Origin of the sequence: Psychrobacter sp. UBA3483 (assembly GCF_002377905.1) — a bacterium.
Classification (GTDB): domain Bacteria; phylum Pseudomonadota; class Gammaproteobacteria; order Pseudomonadales; family Moraxellaceae; genus Psychrobacter.
This window is the reverse complement of record NZ_DFQS01000059.1, coordinates 57,613-78,202: the sequence shown is the minus strand read 5'-3', so window position 1 is coordinate 78,202 and position 20,590 is coordinate 57,613. Positions and strand designations below refer to the sequence as shown.

General features: G+C 42.3%; 19 protein-coding genes. 6 read left to right on the top strand and 13 right to left on the bottom strand.

Translation table 11 applies throughout. From position 1 onward, the window contains the following. Nucleotides 1-3 precede the first annotated feature (3 nt). Nucleotides 4-1,440 (top strand): N-6 DNA methylase, encoded by a 1,437-nt coding sequence (locus B2866_RS11330; protein ID WP_296194284.1) that lies wholly within the window; start codon nt 4-6, stop codon nt 1,438-1,440. 2 nt (nt 1,441-1,442) lie between these two features. After that, the gene (locus B2866_RS11325; protein ID WP_296194260.1) at nt 1,443-3,194 is read left to right on the top strand and encodes a restriction endonuclease subunit S; all 1,752 of its coding nucleotides are present in this window, start codon (nt 1,443-1,445) and stop codon (nt 3,192-3,194) included. Between the two features lie 356 nt (nt 3,195-3,550). Here B2866_RS11325 and B2866_RS11320 read toward each other — a convergent pair whose 3' ends face one another. Then, nucleotides 3,551-5,572 carry a hypothetical protein gene (locus B2866_RS11320; RefSeq protein ID WP_296194257.1) on the bottom strand — a complete coding sequence of 674 codons (2,022 nt, stop codon included), beginning with the start codon at nt 5,570-5,572 and terminating at the stop codon, nt 3,551-3,553. Nucleotides 5,573-6,017: 445 nt separating this feature from the next. Between B2866_RS11320 and rpmB the strand changes: the two genes are divergently transcribed. Continuing rightward, nucleotides 6,018-6,254, top strand: coding sequence for a 50S ribosomal protein L28 (rpmB, locus tag B2866_RS11315; protein ID WP_057761372.1), 237 nt, complete (start codon nt 6,018-6,020; stop codon nt 6,252-6,254). 133 nt (nt 6,255-6,387) lie between these two features. After that, nucleotides 6,388-6,543, top strand: a complete 156-nt coding sequence (gene rpmG / locus B2866_RS11310) for a 50S ribosomal protein L33 (RefSeq protein WP_010201403.1) — start codon at nt 6,388-6,390, stop codon at nt 6,541-6,543. 173 nt (nt 6,544-6,716) lie between these two features. Here the strand turns inward: rpmG and B2866_RS11305 are convergent, their stop codons facing one another. The 12 genes from B2866_RS11305 to ispH form a co-directional block, all read right to left on the bottom strand. After that, entirely contained in the window at nt 6,717-7,028 is a 312-nt protein-coding gene (locus B2866_RS11305) for a hypothetical protein (RefSeq protein WP_068403843.1), read from the bottom strand. 206 nt (nt 7,029-7,234) lie between these two features. Next, nucleotides 7,235-7,546: a hypothetical protein gene (locus tag B2866_RS11300; RefSeq protein WP_200661857.1), complete on the bottom strand. Its 312-nt coding sequence runs from the start codon at nt 7,544-7,546 to the stop codon at nt 7,235-7,237. A 119-nt stretch (nt 7,547-7,665) separates the two neighbouring features. Then, nucleotides 7,666-8,019 carry a hypothetical protein gene (locus B2866_RS11295; RefSeq protein ID WP_296194253.1) on the bottom strand — a complete coding sequence of 118 codons (354 nt, stop codon included), beginning with the start codon at nt 8,017-8,019 and terminating at the stop codon, nt 7,666-7,668. Between the two features lie 73 nt (nt 8,020-8,092). Next, entirely contained in the window at nt 8,093-8,782 is a 690-nt protein-coding gene (gene rpe, locus B2866_RS11290) for a ribulose-phosphate 3-epimerase (RefSeq protein ID WP_296194282.1), read from the bottom strand. Nucleotides 8,783-8,920: 138 nt separating this feature from the next. Then, nucleotides 8,921-9,175, bottom strand: coding sequence for a TIGR03643 family protein (locus B2866_RS13230; RefSeq protein ID WP_313474379.1), 255 nt, complete (start codon nt 9,173-9,175; stop codon nt 8,921-8,923). 395 nt (nt 9,176-9,570) lie between these two features. After that, a complete protein-coding gene (gene fghA, locus B2866_RS11280; RefSeq protein WP_296194247.1) occupies nt 9,571-10,461 on the bottom strand; it encodes an S-formylglutathione hydrolase in 891 nt (296 codons plus the stop codon). 192 nt (nt 10,462-10,653) lie between these two features. Next, nucleotides 10,654-12,126 (bottom strand): C13 family peptidase, encoded by a 1,473-nt coding sequence (locus tag B2866_RS11275; protein WP_296194244.1) that lies wholly within the window; start codon nt 12,124-12,126, stop codon nt 10,654-10,656. A 253-nt stretch (nt 12,127-12,379) separates the two neighbouring features. Further along, a complete protein-coding gene (gene htpG / locus B2866_RS11270) occupies nt 12,380-14,386 on the bottom strand; it encodes a molecular chaperone HtpG (protein ID WP_296194242.1) in 2,007 nt (668 codons plus the stop codon). Nucleotides 14,387-14,653: 267 nt separating this feature from the next. After that, the gene (locus B2866_RS11265) at nt 14,654-16,174 is read right to left on the bottom strand and encodes a catalase (RefSeq protein WP_409520857.1); all 1,521 of its coding nucleotides are present in this window, start codon (nt 16,172-16,174) and stop codon (nt 14,654-14,656) included. 293 nt (nt 16,175-16,467) lie between these two features. Continuing rightward, nucleotides 16,468-17,283 (bottom strand): thioesterase family protein, encoded by an 816-nt coding sequence (locus B2866_RS11260; protein WP_296194238.1) that lies wholly within the window; start codon nt 17,281-17,283, stop codon nt 16,468-16,470. 102 nt (nt 17,284-17,385) lie between these two features. Continuing rightward, on the bottom strand, nt 17,386-17,631 hold the full coding sequence (locus B2866_RS11255) for a hypothetical protein (protein WP_191691046.1): 246 nt from the start codon (nt 17,629-17,631) through the stop codon (nt 17,386-17,388). A gap of 1 nt (nt 17,632) precedes the next feature. Continuing rightward, nucleotides 17,633-18,589, bottom strand: coding sequence for a 4-hydroxy-3-methylbut-2-enyl diphosphate reductase (gene ispH / locus B2866_RS11250; RefSeq protein WP_068403830.1), 957 nt, complete (start codon nt 18,587-18,589; stop codon nt 17,633-17,635). Between the two features lie 423 nt (nt 18,590-19,012). On the opposite strand from ispH, the gene gmk reads away from it, so the two are divergent. Next, nucleotides 19,013-19,639, top strand: a complete 627-nt coding sequence (gmk, locus tag B2866_RS11245) for a guanylate kinase (protein ID WP_296194233.1) — start codon at nt 19,013-19,015, stop codon at nt 19,637-19,639. A 201-nt stretch (nt 19,640-19,840) separates the two neighbouring features. Further along, the gene (gene rpoZ, locus B2866_RS11240) at nt 19,841-20,101 is read left to right on the top strand and encodes a DNA-directed RNA polymerase subunit omega (protein ID WP_296194230.1); all 261 of its coding nucleotides are present in this window, start codon (nt 19,841-19,843) and stop codon (nt 20,099-20,101) included. Nucleotides 20,102-20,590 lie beyond the last annotated feature (489 nt).

Genomic DNA, 20,590 nt, shown 5'->3' with positions numbered 1-20,590 from the left:
ATCATGCGCCAAGATGCTGGTGTTGATGGTGATGCCCAACGTCTAAGCCAATTGTCATGGTTATTGTTTCTCAAGATATTTGATGCACAAGAAGAAGCGCTTGAGTTTGAACAAGAAAACTATAAGACCCCCATCCCTGAGAAATACCTTTGGCGTAATTGGGCGGCTGATCCCGAAGGTATCACTGGTGATGAGTTACTAGATTTCGTCAACGATGAAATATTCGTTGAGCTAAAAAACCTTACCGCGCCAGTAGATACTAACCCACGTGGCTTTGTCGTGCGTCAAGGTTTGAGCGATGCTTACAACTACATGAAGAACGGCACGCTACTACGCCAAGTAATCAATAAGCTTAACGAAGTGGACTTTAACCGTTCAGATGAGCGTCATCTGTTTGGTGATATCTATGAGCAACTGCTACGCGATTTACAGAGTGCGGGTAATGCAGGTGAATTTTATACGCCGCGTGCAGTGACACGCTTTATCGTTGACCGTGTCGATCCAAAGCTGGGTGAGCGAGTTATGGATCCAGCTTGTGGTACAGGTGGGTTTTTGGCCTGTTCGTTTGATCATGTCAAAAACAACTATGTTGAAACTGCTGAAGATCATCAAGCGCTACAGCAGCAGATTTTGGGGTTTGAAAAGAAACAACTGCCGCATTTGCTCTGTACAACCAATATGATGCTGCATGGCATCGAAGTACCCGTACAGATACGCCACGATAACACCCTAAATAAGCCGCTGTCGAGCTGGGACAGTGATATTGATGTCATCGTAACTAATCCGCCTTTTGGCGGCACTGAAGAGCACGGTATCGAAAAGAACTTCCCTGCTGAGTTCCAAACACGCGAAACGGCAGATTTATTTTTACAATTAATCATTGAAGTCTTGGCAGATAAAGGTCGCGCTGCTGTCGTATTGCCTGATGGTACTTTGTTTGGTGAAGGGGTGAAAACTAAGCTGAAGAAAATGCTGACAGAAGAATGTAATCTGCACACCATCGTGCGCTTACCAAACGGTGTGTTTAACCCTTATACGGGTATTAAAACCAATATTCTCTTCTTTACCAAAGGTCAGCCAACCAAAGATATTTGGTTTTATGAGCATCCTTATCCTGAAGGCGTCAAAAACTACAGCAAAACCAAACCAATGAAGTTTGAAGAGTTTCAAACCGAGATTGACTGGTGGGGTGATGAATCTGACGGTTTTGCCAGTCGTGTCGAAAACGATCACGCTTGGAAGGTCAGCATTGAAGAGGTCATCAAGCGCAATTACAACCTCGATATCTCAAACCCCTACCAAGGTGAAGTCATTGATTATGACCCTAATAAGTTATTGGCTGACTATGCCAAACAACAACAGAGTATCGATACGTTACGCAGCCAATTAAAAGATGTACTGGGCACTGCACTGTCTACTAATACGACAGAGGACAAATAGCTATGAATCTAAAGACAAGCTTAGAAATGAGTAAAGACATGAGCAGGCCAAAACAGCTAATTACCGAACATATCGATATCTGGACCAGCACTATCTTGGCTAAGTCTACTAGTGGGCGTGGCAGCAGCAAAAAGTATGAGCTGTATGGTATTACTAAATTACGTGAGCTGATCTTGGAGTTAGCAGTACATGGAAAGCTAGTACCACAAGATGCTAATGATGAGCCTGCGTCTGTTTTATTAGAGAAAATAGCTGTTGAAAGAGCTCAGTTATTAGAAGATGGTAAGATTAAAAACGCTAAAAAGTCATTGAAAGAAGTTACTAAGAGCGAAGAGCCCTATGAGCTTCCAGAAGGTTGGGTTTGGACTAGAATTGCAAATTTATTTAATGTCGTTTATGGCAAAGGGCTTCCTATTTCAAAGCTAACTGAAAGTGGCTATGATGTTTTTGGTGCGAATGGGATTATAGGAAAATATAAGATATATAATTATGAGAAACCACAGCTTTTAGTCTCATGTCGTGGTGCTTATAGTGGTAAAGCAAATCTTTCTCCACCAAGATGTTTTATAACAAGTAATACTCTTGTTTTAGAGAACAACTGGAAGTACTTAAGTCAGAAATTCTATTACTATTCGATCTCAGCATCTGATAAAGCTCAAATAGTAACAGGAAGCGCACAACCTCAAGTGACAGCTACTAATATTAATCCCTTTATAGTTCCCGTACCACCCCTTGCAGAACAACACCGTATCGTCGCTAAAGTCGATGAGCTCATGCTGCTATGTGACCAGCTAGAGCAGCAGACCGAAGCTAGTATCGAAGCTCAAGCGACGCTTGTAGAAGTCTTATTAGCCACGTTGACAGATAGTGCTGACGCTGATGAGCTGGCACAAAACTGGGCGAGAATTGCTGAGCATTTTGATAGCCTATTTACCACTGAGCAAAGCATCGAAGCTCTAAAGCAAACTGTGCTGCAATTGGCGGTAATGGGTAAATTAGTTCCGCAGAATCAAAACGATGAACCTGCTTCAGCGTTGTTAGAAAAGATTGCTAAAGAAAAAGAGCAGTTGATTAAAGAGAAGAAGATTAAGAAAGAAAAGCCTTTACCTGTTATCACGGATGATGAAAAAACTTTTGAGCTCCCAAAAGGATGGGAATGGTGTCAAATAGATAATTTATCTTTAAGCTCCGAGGCTGGTTGGAGTCCCAAATGTGATCCTACGCCAAAAGAAGGAGACAATTGGGGTGTACTTAAGGTAAGTGCTGTAACTTGGGGTAAATATCAGCCTGATGAAAATAAAGCTTTGCCAAACTATCTACAGCCAAAACCTCAGTATGAAGTGAAAGCTGGTGATTTTCTTATTTCTAGGGCTAATACGGCTGATTTAGTAGCACGTTCTGTGGTTGTTCCAAAAAACACACCAGAGAAACTAATGATGAGTGACAAAATCATTCGTTTTAATTTTACTAAAAATGTATTTAGCGGATATATAAACTTAGTGAATAATAGTAATTATTCTCGCCAGTATTATGCAGAGGTAGCGGGAGGTACTAGCAGTTCTATGAAAAACGTCTCTAGAAATCAGGTCAGAGCCTTAAATATAGCTTTACCACCTTTAGCTGAACAACAGCAAATAGTTGCCAAACTTGATGAGCTAATGGCTATTTGCGATCAGCTAAAAGAAAAGCTAAAGCAGTCTCAAGAGACGCAAGTTCAGCTTACCGATGCGTTGGTTGATCGGGCTTTAGGGTGAGTTTTAGTGTTAGGCTAGATATTTAAGTAACACAAAGGAAAATATTAAATCGCTATAATTCTTATTGTTAACCATCTTAAATTGGAATCCGTGATTTTATCTTCATGTTAAGAGCACTTTAATTTATCACTTTTTTGGCTACATTTTATTCAGCAATAACATATATCAGCTTTCATTAGATACTAAAAACCCAACTAAGATTAGTTGGGTTTTTAGCTAATTGTTTTTATATATTATAAAAACAATTAAAACCTATGAGCTATGACACAAAAGACCTAATAAACATTAATAATAGATTTATACATATATAACTAGATATAGCCCCGCGTTGGGGGTTTTATTTATAAGAGTTAATACTATTCAGGACTAGAGCAGTTTCGAACTATACCAAATGGACTATTAGTATTTGGACGCAATGGTACGCTAATATCAATATCATCTACTGAAGCTGGAAAGTCAATTACTCTTGACTGTTGTGATTCGCTCCCATCAACTCGAGTATTGACAGTAACCTTAGCTCTATACCAGTTAGCATATTGCTTGGGGTAACGTATTGAAAAGTCAACTCGTCCGTTATCATCGGTAATAAAATTGAAGTTCTTACCAGAACCTATTTCTTGACCACTATCAGTAAGTACTGCCGCCACATTAATAGGGTCTAGTTGCTTATTATTATTAAAATCTTCACCTGGATCTAAAATACCATTGTTGTTTTTGTCCTCACTTTCACAGGAAACGTCCTTTCTATTCCAAGACTTACCTCCAGATGCGTCATCAATAATTTCGTAAAAGCCTTTTAAATAGCTATCTGGCGTTAAATTGATGGTTACCTGTTGATTTATAGCAGGTTTACCAGAACTATTAAGGACGCTAGCTGATCCTCTGCGGAAATAATAAACTTCACTATCATCACTAGATACCTTATCTGCAAAGGCAAAGCTTATATAGGTAGACTTTGTTTGAACGGTAATTGATGAAGTAGCTTGAATCGGATTAACTACTTTTTCTTGATTATTCGGTAGTTTAACAGACTGTACTTGAGCTTTTATCTCAACGCCATTGGTACTGGTTGGATTTGAACCTGCGTTATATAGTACAGTCGCTACGCCACTATCGTCAGTATAAGCAACGCCCTGACCTAGACTGCCACCTGATGAATCTCTAATAGTAGTAAATTGCACAATAGCATTTTTTACTGGTGCATCATTTTTATCAAGTACACGTGCGATGACTGGTGTAGACCCTCCTACACTTACTATAGAACGTTCAGTTTGCAATAATAGTTTAGTTGGATTAATCGAAACAAAGGTGAGTATATTTTCTCTAGTTTCACTACCATATTCTGCTCTTAATATGGCTTTTCCAGATACATTTGAATCGATGTAAAACTCTACTTTTCCATTCATAACCGTTAATGCGCGACGTGAACTTCCTTGAGTTTCGCTCTGATTAACTAGAATCTCACCTTTATTAGTTGATATATAAACAACATCTCCATTTTTAGCCTTTGGAGTATTCAGAGTTATTTTCTGCTTTGTTCCAACTATAATATCAGGACTCTTTGAAAAGCTGATACTCGAACTATCCGTCGATACTACTGTTAATACATCGGGGATTCGTTGATTTATCTTCTTCCCTTTAACTTCAATACTGAATAAAAAATTATTATTTAAGGCTTCTAAGTTAGAAGAGTTTAAATCAAACAGAAAGTTACCGCTATTATCTAAGACTCCAGTACCTACCTGCTTGTCATTACTGTATAAAACAACTTCTGCATTAGCGACTGGATTTCCTACGCCATCTAATATTTGTCCTGATATACTAAAATTCTCTCCTGCATTTACTGTATTTTTAGATGAAACTACATTATTTGCAGTTGTGCCTGATACGATAACAGGTAATGTTTGAGTAACAATCCCTTGAGTACCATTAGCAGTAACGGTAACTATACTTTCATGATTTAATTGAGAATCTATTCCCTGCATACTCTGTAATATATCGACTGTAACCAAGCCTTTTTCATCAGTTATTTGATTAGAAGCACCATCTAAAGCTAGACCATATATAGCAGCATCGGCGATACTAATATTAATAGGCACCCCGCTTACGATACCACCATTTTCGTCTGTCACTCTAATATTGAGTGTAGTTTTATCTTTACCTGTCAATAACTGATTTTTCTCAGAAGATATATATATTTCTGAAGTGTTGGTTATAGAACTATCTGTACCATTATTAGGCTTCTCAGGACCTAGATCAGGTGTAGGAGCAATCACGTCAGTACCATCCCCACCACCACAACCTGCTAAAGCCAATGCACAAGTCAAAAAGGTAAGCTGGAATAGCTTAGAAGTTATGGGTAGCGAGCTATAAGACATTTTGAAACTCCGTGATGGCAATCATCTATTTAAGTAAAGATACACACACTTACAATGATAACAGTTGTATTAACAGATTGTATTAAATATATAACCGCAACTTTACTGACTTTTGTTACAACTTACAACTAAAAAATGCATCTTTACTATTAAATAATCAATAACATAGCCTGTGCAATTCAGGGTATAATAGCTATCGTTTAAAGCAGCGATTATTATAAAAATATTTGAGTATTCATTAGTTTTATGGTATAAATGTCGGCTTTAAAATTTTCTGAATTGGTTTGCCTGTTATTTGCCTTTAGATGACAGTAATATCAGCTCAACCTTCATAATAGTTTTGTTTGGTGCAAAGCTGCCGCTTGCTGTGTCCATGCCGCAAAAACGTGCAACTTGCCCAGACTGGTATGAGAATCCCTCATACCTCATAGATTAGGAGTTCGCCATGTCTAGAGTTTGCCAAGTGACTGGAAAGCGCCCTATGGTGGGTAATAATGTTTCGCACGCAAACAACAAAACCCGTCGTCGCTTTCTACCAAACCTTCATAACCATCGTTTTTGGGTAGAGTCTGAAAATCGCTTTGTACGTCTACGTGTGTCTACCAAAGGTATGCGCATCATTGACAAACTTGGTATCGACAAAGTGTTAGCGGATCTACGCGCACAAGGTCAAAAAGTATAAGTTAAGATAAGCGGCTTGAGTGGTCGATAATTTTCACGCTCTAAGCTGCTTTTTGGCTACGTTCTTTGTAGCAACTGTCCTTTTTGCACTCGTACCTATCGTTTGAAGACCCCTCATTTACAGGAAAGCTATCATGAGAGATAAAATTAAATTAGTATCAACTGCTGGTACTGGGTATTACTACACCACTACCAAAAACAAGCGCACTATGCCTGGCAAAATGGAAATCAAAAAGTTTGATCCAAAAGTACGCCAGCACGTGATCTTTAAAGAAGCAAAAATCAAATAGTTTATTATTAAATTATTTGAACAAAAAAAGGGTTTATCAAATGATAAACCCTTTTTTATTGCCAGTTTTTGACCCAACAACCATTTCAACCATACACTATTTTAACCAGCTATTATATTTCGTTCTTACAGATTTATAAGCTATAAATTTAGAGGCTATCAGCCTGATTAGCTTTAGCTATAGTGAGTGGGTTCTTTGTCATAGACATGGGCATGCCACTGGCTCATCTGTTTTTGCATAATGACCTGAATCGCAGCATGAATCATATGCTGACCAATCGCTTGGGTATCGCTGCCTAATATTTCTTTCAGCTTATCAGAAAAATCGATGGTCATCAGCGGCGCTTCTTCTTCCTCGGCATCACGTAGCAGCAATTTGCCATCCGCTGCTTCAACCAACTCAAGCGTGGTTTCTTTAGCAAATCCAGCGAACTGATCTCGACTATCGTTATCTACTTCTATTTCATTATCAATATCGTATGGCATCTATTTTTTCCTTATTATCCCGCTTTATGTCTGTAAAAAGGCGCTGACTTCGTTTATAAAATCTTAGTTTTACAGATATTCGGGCAAAACTATCTTACTTATACAATGGACGCTTTGCGCCGACAATTCAAGGCCTGACGCGTAAGTGTTTTACATAAATACTATTTAATACTACTTATCAACCTTATGAACGAGCTAAATCGCTCTTAACGCCAATAGCGTAATTTCGCTAAGGTAAATAAGAAAGCGACAAACATCCCCAGATAATACATTTGCTTGAGCTCGAGCGACGGGTCGCGATATTTGAACGGTAAGGCTACGGTAGCGGTGGCGGTCGGGATAATGAGCAACATAAGTAGCCAATTTTCAAAGACATGTAGCCAGCCTTGCAGTCCGGTACCATGGCGCAGGTAGGATAAGCCTAAGAGTAAACAGGCGATAATCAGTAAAATAAACAAACTGTTTGGAAGCTCTTTTGGGAAAATGATATCGGTGATTTTCTTAGAGGAAGTAGCCATACTAGCAAGTGTCCAGTCGCATCATAAAGCACGACTTATTAAAAAGTAGAAATCGATGAATGCCATAAAGACAAAGTTTTAAAAGATAACCATGTTAAAGCGCTAACAGCAGCCAATTATTAACTATAAGTGCCCATTAACCAAAGCATGGCTATACAAGAGGTTAAATAGCCCAAGCTAATGGCATTCCAGCTTGCGATATGTAAACCTTTGAGCTTATTTAAAATGCGTGAACCGAGCCAGAAAAATAGCGGAATACCAATCATAAAGGCTGGCACTATCACTGCTGCATGACGCAGCACTTCTCCGACATCATCGCCAATCAGCAGGCGAAAACCATAACCAGCGAGGCTAAGCACCAAGGCAAAAGCTGCCATGCCTATAGTGAGACCCTTAGGTACTAAGCTTGGGGCTTGTTTTTCTTTCACAGGCTCAGGCGATACTAACGAGTTAATAGGCTTTTGCGTATTCATATTTCACCTTTATATGGCTTATCGAGTCCATCATTATAACCTTAACACTCTTACTAATAGTTATAAATGGGGATTAATAACCATTTGCCAAGGCTAATTCGGCGCGCATAGCGTCGATGGCAGATTTATAATCTTCTTGATTAAAAATAGCGGAACCAGCGACGAACATATCAGCGCCTGCTTCGGCAATCGCGCGGATGTTACTTGCTTTGATGCCGCCATCTACTTCTAGTCTAATATCGCGACCACTGGTAATGATACGCTGACGGACTTGGCGAACTTTATCTAAGGTACCCTCAATAAACGATTGACCACCATATCCAGGGTTAACGCTCATAAGTAAGATTTGGTCAACCTTGTCCATCACATAATCTAAATAATGCAGTGGCGTTGCGGGGTTTAATACCAAACCGCATTCAGCGCCACCATCTTTAATCAGCTGCAAAGAGCGGTCAATATGAGCACTGGCTTCTGGGTGGAAGGTGATAATACTCGCACCCGCCTCTAAAAACTGCTCGATCATGCCATCGACTGGCGATACCATAAGATGGACATCAATCGGCGCCTCGATACCATGGTCACGCAGCGCCTGACATATCATGCTACCAAAGGTTAGGTTAGGCACATAGTGATTGTCCATCACATCAAAATGGATGACATCAGCACCCGCCTCCAATACCTTTTCGACCTCTTCACCAAGTCTGGCAAAGTCAGCTGATAAAATAGAAGGCGCGATAAGATAGGGTTTGGCTGGGCTAGTCATATTGGCTGGGCTAGTCATAGTTGAGTTACCTATTTGGGTTGGTATAAACGTTTAATAAAAACGTTTTTAATCACTAGGATTGGTATTTAGATACTACATTTAGACGATTCTTTTAAATAAGGCGTTTTAAAAAAAGCGTTAGCGCGGCTTATATTGGGTTTTACAATACGCACGACCGACATCAAACGGACGCTTTGCTTGGTGCTTGGTCGCACGACTGGTGACGCGCTGACGCCATAAGCGAAAAGACGACGGCTTTAGCTCTTGGCGCATCAGCTTAATGACTGCGGTCTCATTTAGAGCGTAGCTATGCTCTATTGCCTCAAACGGTGTTCGGTCTTCCCACGCCATCTCTATCACCCGCGACAATTGCACGGCATCAAGCGCGTTAATATTAGCTGTATTAGCTGACTTTGCTTTGCGAGTTTCTGATTTGATGTTTTCTTTTTGAACAACACTAGCTCGCTGTTTATTTTTTAAAGCCGCCCTCATATCAGCCATATCCGCTTGCATGGTTGCCAACGATAATTGAGCCGTCTGCTGTCGGTTAGCCAGATTTGTCTTCGATGGCGCTGTTAGCTTATTCATCATAAAACTTACCTTTAAAAAAGTTTTGCCTATTGGCAAGCACGCTCAATTTTGCACCAATCTGTTTTGTACCAATCTATTTTATAATAATAAAGGCGCTTGGTTAAATAATCAGCGTAACCGTCTGTCAAGTTATATGACAGACGATACGCTCAGCTATTAGACGGCTATTATTTGTAGACAGATATTATTGGACAGGCTTAACCCATTTGCGCCATACGCCAGTGGTGTTCGATATGGTCATTAATCACTGTTTGAATAAAATAATAGCTATGATCATGACCGGCCTGATAGCGTAATGTTAATGGCTGCTTGGCCTTTTCACACGCTGCTTGCAGCTTCGGCGTTTGCAGCTGACCTTCTGCCAAAAAATTATCAGCCGCGCCTTGGTCGACCAAAATACTGGCGTACTGCTGGCCGACTTCTACAATCATCTGTGAGGCGTCAGCTTGCGCCCATAGCGACTTATCATCGCCGAAGTACTCTGTATAAGCGGCCTGCCCCCATGCCGACTCACTGGCGGCACAAACAGGTGCTAAGGCGGAGACACTGACAAACTTACTTGGGAACTTAAAGCCCAATAGTAACGCTCCATGACCGCCCATCGAGTGGCCTGTGATGCCGATACTATCAATCGGAAACTCTGAGCGTAGTAAATCGTATAATTCATCAACGATATAGCTTTGCATATTAAAGTGTTCTACCCAGGGTGCTTGCGTGGCATCGACATAGTAGCTTGCGCCCTGCCCGACAAAATAACGCTCATCGTTTGCGACATCGAGCGCGTCATGACTTCTAGGAGAAGTATCAGGCGCAATAAATATCATGCCAAGCTCGCTACATTTTTGTTGAAAATGCGCTTTATGGGTGACGTTATCGGCATTACAGGTCAAACCCGAGAGATATAAAACAGCCGGACAACGGCGCCCAGCCAGCGCTTCATCTGGCAGATAAATACTAAAGGTCATCGGCGTTTTGGTCGCGGTGGACTCATGACAATAATAATGCTGCTCGCCATCGAAGCAGCGATTGACGCTGATTTGCTCAATCTTTGAGTTGGTAGACAAACTGTGTTTATAAGAATTATTCATAAGTGACATCCTTTTTATCCAAGATGAAGTAAGCGCTGAGTGACAACTGCCCATCCTTACTATTAGCCAGCAAACTGTTAACGACAAGTGATTAAGTAAAGTCAGTTAAAGTCAGTCAGTCACTCAAGTAGCATTTTAAAAATTCAAAAAGCGCGCCTTAGTAGCGACATAAATCTCATTTATCAGCAGGCCTTAGTCATTTTCAGGCAGATTATCGATTATGTTTGCCGTATCAGGAGCTTGAATAACCTTAACAGAATTCGGCTGATTAGTCATATTGGCGAGTGCTGGACGGGTTTTAGCAAACAGTACTTGCTCAAATGCTGGCAGTGCGGTTTCCATTAAGCTACCAATGACCATCTGCGGCTCTGATGGCTCAAAACCCATATAAAGCTCACGTTCTTGCACGCGGTAAGCGGCATCTTTAAACGCATCAGAAAAACTGGTGTTTTCGCGCAAACTTTCTGCAAAGAATGCTTGGCCAAAATAGGTCATCTCAGCACTATTGGTGCAGCCAAATGACATTTTATCAGCGGCGGAAGCGGTTATAATCACCGTTGTTGGTGATGCCAACTCATCGATAAATGAGCCTGAATAGCATGCCGACACCACAATCACCCGCCAGCGAATACCGGACGTATCTAACGCTTCACGCAGCCACGTAGCATCTAAATTATCCATCGCTAATGGTGGGTTTTCTAGTTGAATAATATTCTCATCACCATGTGACGATAGGGTAAGAAATAACACATCTTCATCAGCATTCATCCGCTGACCGATGGTTTTTAACCCGCGCAAGATACTGGTTTTTGTCGCAATTGGCTCATCTAGCCACGTATAATTATTATTAATCAATGCCAGCGAATGGCCACTGGTACCAAAGCGTACGTCAAACAATTCACGCACTTTATTAATCTCAGAACGAAAGACGTTTTGGTCTGAGAATCCTGCCACGCCCATAAAATACCAGTCGCTTTTACCCGGTATACTCGGGTCGATACGGTCTAAAGCTTGCTGCAATAATCGCGGCTGCTCGTACAAAGCCGCTTCTTCTAGTACTGGCTCAACAGGAATCTGCTTAAATATCGGCTGGTCGGCAACGTTGCGCTGCCAAATGGTCAATAATGCCACTGCTCCTACTAAGACAATGATTCTCTCCCACCAAGAAATGCGCAGGCGGCGGAAAAATATCCATAATAAAGCGAGGGTTTGCCATAAAAACAGCACTAAAAATAAAATAGGTAAAAAAGAATAACTCCAACTTGGCAACCACCCATAGCTGCCAAAAAACTGGACGAGGCTTTGCAATAACGCTGATAGCGTATCGGCAACCAGCCATAGAATGACAGGGACAAAAACCAGCGCTTGGTTACCAGCGCGGCGGGCTAAAATAATGCCACTGAGCAAAATAATCATCGGCCAAATTAAATAGCTGACCAATCCTTGCTCATTAAAGACGCTACCATTTGCGGCGGCTAACCACGAGAATAGGACATTACTACCCAGTGCCAATATGGCGAATACCGCAAACTGGATAAAGGTGGGTTTTACCCAAGAGAACGCCCGCGTCGACCCGACCAGCATCCACAAGGTGGCAATAATATTGGCCGCGAAATTGAGCGAGAAGCGCTGAAGCGATACGGTTTTTAATGACGCAAGTGACAAAGACTTAGACCTCTAGCCAGTCGAGAGAAATAACGCCAATTTATTATTATTTGACGATAAAATAGGATTGAAAAGCGAGAAATTTAACTTAATATTTTAGCTCGCTAATCTATCGCGATTGTAACGGATTGTCGCTCAAGAGGATAAGGCTGATTTGTAAAAACTGCCGAAAAATTACTCTAAACGTTGATTGACAATCCATTAAAAAAGGAGGCCTTAAAATCAAGACCTCCTTTTTATTAAACAGCAAATATTATCGCATCAATAGCTCATTGACGCGTTTTAGATAAGCGGCTGGATCTTCTAGTTGACCGCCATCGGCAAGTAACGCTTGGTCAAAAATGACCTGCGCCAGCTTGTCAAAATTGTCGTCAGACTGCTCGCTACTCTCTAACTTTTTAATCAGTGGATGGTCAGGATTGACCTCAAGCGTTGGTTTGCTCTCTGGTACATCTTGACCCATTTGCTTCAGCATCTGAATCATCTGCGGTGACAGCTCACCTTCACCAACGACTAGACACGCTGGACTATCAACCAAACGCGTTGAGACTTTAACGTCTTTTGCGCGCGCGCCAAGTGCTGTTTTTAGCTTATCAACGACTGGCTTCATGGTCTCTTGCGCTTTTTCAGCTTCTGCCTTTTCTTCCTCATCTTGCAAATCGCCCAAATCAACCGCACCTTTGGCGATATTTTGTAGCGGCGTGCCATCAAATTGGGTTAAGAAGTTCATCGCCCATTCATCGACACGGCTGGTCATCAAAATAACTTCGATGCCTTTTTTCTTAAATAGCTCAAGTTGTGGACTATTCTTTGCCGCCGCCAAATTATCAGCCGTTAAATAATAGATGGCTTTTTGACCGTCAATCATACGACCTTTATAATCTTCAAAGCTGGTCTCAACCTTGTCATTGGTGCTGGTGGCATAACGCAACAATTTGGCGATACGCTCTTGATTGCCCATATCCTCACCAAGGCCTTCTTTAATCACATCGCCAAATTCGCTATAGAATTGGGCAAATTTTTCTTGTTTATCGCTGTCTTCGCTGTTAGCAAGGCTCGCCAGCAAGGTCAAAATACGGCGCGCGTTACCATCTCGGATAGATTTGACATCGCGCGATTCTTGTAGAATTTCGCGGCTGACGTTAAGCGGTAAGTCGGCTGAATCAATCACCCCTTTCACAAAGCGCAAGTACATCGGTAGCAACTGCTCGGCGTCATCCATAATAAAGACGCGCTTGACGTAAAGTTTTAGGCCATGCTGCTGTTCACGCGTATATAAATCCATCGGTGCTTTTTTTGGAATATAAAGCAGCTGAGTATACTGAACGCGACCTTCAACGCGGTTATGTGTCCAGGTCAGCGGCGCGTCCAGGTCATAGGTGATGTTTTTATAAAAATCGACATACTCATCATCTTCAACCTCAGATGCTGAGCGTGTCCAGAGCGCACTGGCTTTATTAATGGTTTCCCACTCATCGGTCAAGACCATTTGACCGCCTGCTGGCGCGTCACTATCGTCGCCCTCTTCTTTCAAATCTTCTTGCCAGACTTCTTTACGCATCTGAATCGGCAAGCTAATATGGTCTGAGTACTTATTGACCAAACGCTTGATTTTATCGCGGTCTAGGTAGTTATCTTCACCCTCACTGTATTCTTCTTTTAAATGCAAAGTAATGCTAGTACCACGCGTCTCTTTGGTGATTGGCTCAACAGTAAAGCTACCAGTGCCATCCGAAACCCAGCGTACACCTTTATCGGCAGGCTCGCCCGCTTTACGCGACTCAACGCTGATGGTATCAGCCACGATAAAACCTGAATAAAAACCAACCCCAAACTGACCAATTAATTGACCATCTTGCTTTTGCGATTCAGACAATTTATCTAAGAAAGCTTTGGTGCCAGACTTGGCAATCGTTCCCAAGTTTTCGATGGCGTCGGCTTCATTCATACCAATACCGTTATCAATAAAGGTAATGGTTTTGGCATCTTTATCGACAGCGATACGAATCTTTAACTCGCCATCATCTTCATAAAGGCTGTCATCATTGGTCGCTTCAAAGCGCAATTTGTCGCAAGCGTCCGAGGCGTTCGAGACTAATTCACGCACAAAAATATCGGCATTAGAATAAAGCGAATGCGTCACCAAATGCAGCAGCTGCGCCACTTCTGCTTCAAAACTGTGTTTTTTTAATTCAGGGCTGTCTTTATTAACATTGATGTCATTAGCGTTTTTATTATCCGCTTGGGTCTGTTCACTCATAAAAACTCCTATTATTGATACCAAAGATGCTGTTGCCAGCACGCATAAATCACAAATTTTCAAATACTAGCAGCTGTGCCAATCTGCTTGCTAAGAAGGCGCTATAAATACTGCTAGGCTGCTTAATCAGATAGGGGCACAGGCAAAAATTTCAAGCTAAAATGCGCCAAAAACAGTCAGTAACCATAAAAAAACCGCCCCAGTTTCCTAAAGCGGTGTTTTTAGATAAATATAGACAATTTTTATCGTTTTAGTTTTCTACAGACATTATAAACAGCTGGGTAAATGACGAGCAGGATCACTATCACGAGCTGCCATAGCATCTTCAACGCTCATGCCAAGAGCTTTGGCAACGCCTGCGCCATAAGCAGGGTCACACCAGTTACAGTTGCGAATATGACGATATTTAATAAAATCGAGCGCATCACCCATCGCGCGAGCGGTATTATCAAACAACACTTGCTTTTGCTCATCGTTCATCAGATTAAACAGCGCGCGAGGCTGGCTAAAATAATCACTATCGTCTTCACGGAAATCATAATGCTCCGCGTAACCATCAATCTTTAAAGCTGGCTCAGCATACTGCGGCTGGTCTTGCCATTGCTCAAAGCTGTTTGGTGTATAGTGCGGTCTGCCGCCGTAGTTATCATCGACACGTACTTGACCGTCGCGGTGGTTACTGGTCACCGGACAACGAGGTTTATTGACTGGGATTTGTTTATGGTTGACGCCAACACGATAACGCTGGGCATCGGCGTAACTAAATAGACGCGCTTGAAGCATACGATCTGGCGAAGCACTGATTCCAGGCACCAGATTGTTTGGTGCAAAAGCCGCTTGCTCGACGTCTAAGAAATAATTGTCTGAGTTTTTGTTAAGCTCAATCTCGCCAACTTCAATCAGCGGATAATCCCCTTTTGGCCATACTTTGGTTAAGTCAAACGGATGGTAAGGTACTTTATCGGCATCGGTTTCTGGCATGATTTGCACGTACATTTTCCACTTCGGAAAATCGCCACTATCGATGGCATTGAGCAAGTCTTCTTGATGGCTTTCACGATTCGAGGCGATGATTTCGGCTGCTTCGGCATCGGTTAGGTTTTTGATACCTTGCTGGGTGACAAAGTGGAATTTGACCCAAAAACGCTCATTATCGCTATTGATAAAACTATAAGTATGCGAGCCAAAGCCATGCATATGTCTATAAGAGGCAGGGATACCGCGGTCACTCATGGTAATGGTGACTTGGTGCAAAGATTCTGGCAATAACGTCCAAAAGTCCCAGTTATTGGTCGCCGAACGCATATTGGTACGCGGGTCACGCTTGACCGCTTTGTTCAAATCTGGGAATTTACGCGGATCACGAACAAAAAATACCGGCGTATTATTACCTACCAAATCCCAAATACCTTGCTCGGTATAGAATTTTAGGGCAAAACCGCGAATATCACGCTCAGCATCAGCGGCACCGCGCTCACCTGCCACCGTACTAAAGCGCGCAAACATCTCCGTTTGCTTGCCCACTTCGCTAAAGATATCAGCACGCGTATATTTGGTAATATCATTGGTGACAGTGAAGGTACCAAACGCGCCCGAACCTTTGGCGTGCATACGGCGCTCAGGGATAATCTCACGGTTTAAATCAGCGAGCTTTTCGTTAAGCCATAAGTCCTCTGCAAGTAGAGGGCCACGTTTGCCAGCAGTTTTGCTATTTTCATTATCTACTACCGGAGCGCCATTGCTCATGGTCAGCGGCGTCATATCGTAAGGGCATTTTTTATCGTTCATGTCGTTCATAGCCATATTCCTTTAGTTATCGTTCTTACCAAGATAAAATGAGAGGTAACCTTCACTATCAAAACCCATCATAGCAGTTTTGAATCACCTTGCCTCGTTGTGGTATTCCATTACAACCGATTTTCAATTATTTGTATAATAAATTAATCACATACTTTTGATTTATTTTATATAACCATTAACCATTTTCTTATCAACTAAATGCTAACTTAGGACGATAATTTGCTGAAGCAATCCTGTTCAGTCTACTTTTGTGACTATCCAATACATAAAGCTATCGCGCCTTAACGCGGCATAGGGCGGATAGTCAAGATTTGCTCACTACGACCAAACGGCCCGTGCACATCATGCAGCACAGCGCTGGTCAGCCCAATACCGTCATCGCCGTATTGTTGCACCGCTTCGATGCCAAGCCAGCGCCCTTTTGGCGCGCGATGCATATGGATTTGCAAATCCGTATTGGGGAACATCCATTGCAATGCTGATAAGCCGAGCCCCAAGCGTGGCACGACGCCATTGGCGGTATCGACCATCCCCATTAGATGTACCAAATCGTCAGTCGTTTCGCCTTCTACCATCTCGACATCATTGGTAATCCATACCATACCACGACCAGCACGGCGGTCGGGCTCGGCAACCAAGCGAACGCTTTCGATAAAACCGCCCGGCCAGCCTTTCATACCATCCCAAACAGGCAAATCCTCAGGCTGATGCAGCGCTTTTTGGTCTTCAAGTCCGGCAATCTCGCTGGTATCTTGGGTCAGCAGTCGCCAAGCACGCGCGATAATGGCATCACGGCCACGACTGCTCATGACCGCTTCGATTAGCTCAATCGTTCTACCCGGACGGATGCAACGCGTGGTAACGGTAAACTCATCAAGCGGTATCAAGCCTAGAATATCCAGACTGATACGAGCAATACGCATGTTTGCTTGCGGCGCATAACTTTCAAGCTCAGCGGTAAGCAGTCCAGTCGCTGGTGCCATATGCTGCTCGTGCTCATTCCAAGCGCCTTGTGCATGTTTGGTTGGCTGATAATGGGCAACGCTAACGCCACCTTCTAGCTGCTCGCGTTTGATAAACTGATAATAAGCTGGCATGAACATCCTTAATCTAATCTTCTTTATTAATGCTGTATTCTCGACCCCTTTAAAAAGTCGGTCGCTTTATCATAACGGTTATATTTAATTTATCTTCAACATTTACTTGGTAAGCTGTTGTTTTCTCATCATGAGCATGGTGCGACTTTTGGCCATTATAAATAGAAAAAACGCCATGACAGCGATAAGCGCGCCATATAAGACACTATAATCTTTCATAAATTGCGCAGTGTTCAGCACTAGCATGACAATCAGCACAACAATGGTAAACAGATTAATTTTTAATTGTTTATTAATCTCAGCAAGCGTCGCTTCTGCTAACACAAAGCCTTTTTTCTGCTTATTCATGCTATTTACCTACTTGCGTGACCGGAATCCGCAAGGCTTTCGGCAAGCTAAAGGTCACGTTTTCTTCGATACCTGACAGCTCGCTTGGTAAATCTCCGCCCCAATCTTGCAATTGTTGTAGCACTTCTTGGATTAATATCTCAGGTGCAGATGCGCCAGCAGTAACGCCAACACTTTGAATGCCATCAAACCAGTTTCTATCCATCTCAGTAGCGTTATCAATCAGATAGGCACGGCAATCCATACGCTCAGCCAACTCACGCAAGCGATTAGAGTTTGACGAGTTTGGCGAACCAACCACCAACACCACTTCACAACGACCGGCTAAATCTTTGACCGCATCTTGGCGGTTTTGGGTGGCATAGCAAATATCGTCTTTGCGTGGGCCTTGAATACTGGGGAATTTTTCACGCAGCGCATCAATAACGCGCGCGGTATCGTCCATCGAAAGAGTCGTTTGGGTTACAAAGGCCAAATGCTCAGCGTTTTGCACATTCAAAGCCTCAACATCGCTTTCATTCTCGACCAGATGAATCTGTCCGCCATGGCGACGATTAAAGCGCCCCATCGTACCTTCAACTTCAGGATGCCCTGCATGACCAATTAATACCGCATCCATACCGTCTTGGGCAAATCGTGCCACCTCGATATGTACTTTGGTAACCAATGGACAAGTGGCGTCAAATACGGTCAAATCACGGCGCTCTGCTTCATCTTCGACCGCCTTTGACACACCATGCGCCGAGAAAATCACAATCGAGCCATCTGGTACTTCGTGCAGCTCTTCGACAAAAACCGCGCCACGATTGGCCAAATCTGAGACCACAAACTTGTTATGCACGACTTCATGGCGCACATAAATGGGTGGCTCAAAACGTGTCAACGCTTCGTTCACTATCGCAATCGCGCGATCCACACCAGCACAAAATCCACGTGGATTGGCAAGATAAATTTGCATAAGAGGGCCTATCATTAGATAATTTATGGTTACAGCTCAACGTCAAACTGCTTAACCTCAAAACTTGAGATAAAATCAATGCTCTACTTTAGCATAATTTGCTTTTATTGCCTTTGAAAATAGCCCTGTTTCAAATGAACCGTCCGTTGAAACAGCGATTTTTGACAAAAAAACAGACAAGACATAAGACTAAATACTAAAAAGCTTGCGCTAATTAAAATAAAAGCACGTGAAGCAGTTTATAATAACGTATCGATGAGAAATCAATACAACTCTATAGCGCCATACTTGATGGCGTTTTTTGTTTTTACCAGTTTTAATGCTTTATTAAAACGATTTCTGCTTTTTTGCAGCACATATTTTTCTAGCTCATATTTTGTTAATAAATCCTTCATTAGAATGCACTTCATTAGGAAAAACCGTATGACAGGTTCATTATTTATTATTACCGCCGCCTCGGGCACGGGCAAAACCTCACTGGTCAAGCAGTTATTGGCCACCACCAACGACTTGACCGTTAGCGTATCGCACACCACGCGCGCGCCGCGTCCCGGTGAGATTGATGGTCAGCACTACCATTTTACCGACGTTGATAAATTTGTCACGGCTATCGGCGAAAGCAAGTTTTTAGAGCATGCTGAAGTGTTTGGCAATTATTATGGCACCTCAGAGCAAAGCGTGCGTGCGCAGCTAGAGGCAGGTGTTGACGTTATCTTGGAGATTGATTGGCAAGGGGCGCTACAAGTCAAAAAAATATTTACCGATGCGACGATGATTTTTATTTTGCCGCCAAGTTTAGCGACATTACGTCAGCGCTTGTCGACGCGTGCACAGGACACCATGGAAGTCATCGAGCAACGTTTAGCAGGCGCGGTCACGGAAATGGCGCAATATGTGCACTTTGATTTTGTGGTGATTAATGACAATTTTGAAGTGGCGTTAACCGAACTAAAAGCCATTATCGTCGCCGACAGACAAACCCTTAAACGCCAACAGCAGCGCTATCACCGCACTATTGCCAATTTGCTAAATAGCCAAGTTGACGAGTAAGCAAAGAAAACCTAGGAGAAAGAAAGCTTAGCGGTTGAAAATGTCGCTTTTAAGATAAGTAACAGCAGATATAAAAAGCAACTACGCGCTTCGGCAAAAAATGCTATAATGTCTAGCTATACGCTTTTATATTTTTGATATTATTTTTATTGAGTAACGGACAAGCGCCGTGACTGATAAAAACAACCGAGGTAGCTATTTATGGCACGAGTGACGATTGAAGATTGTTTGGATAATGTTGATAATCGCTTTGAGTTGATTTTGGTCGCCAGTAAGCGCGCCCGTCAATTAGCCAAAGGTATTGCTGAGCCTTTGGTTGATGTTGATAACGACAAGCCCACGGTATTGGCATTACGTGAAATTGCTGCTGGCAAAATCACCCGTGACATTTTAAATCAGCCAGACCATAACTTTGCAACCAACTCATTAGATTTGGCTTTGTCAGGCGATCATAGCTTCTAATAAATTGCCGTTTTTAAAAAATCATCGCTTTTAGTAATGAGCACGACCACTTTATTCCGTGCCGACATTACTAAAATATAAGAACCACAGCATCGGCTGTGGTTTTTTGGTTATGAAACGACTGATAACACCAAACGCTTGCCAATTATTGCGACCACTTATAGCGAAAATCATACCACTTAGGTGGAATTTTTTAATTTATGCCAGACTTACGCGCATAAGAGTTGACATTGAGAACGATTTACGATTAATTAGAGGGTGGCCTGCCCCTCTTTTCGCTTTGTGCGTTTTAAGTTAGTATGTTTTAACCTAGTATTTTTTGGCTTAGTTGCTTTTAACTGAGCCGCTTTTAACCTAATATCTTAATCTTTTGCATAAATGCAGCTTATTCGTCCATATCATTTACCCAACAGTCCTGAACCCATTAAAAGTCCGTAGCCGACGAACCGTCCTGAACTGATAAATAGGTATTGGAAAATAGGATTACCA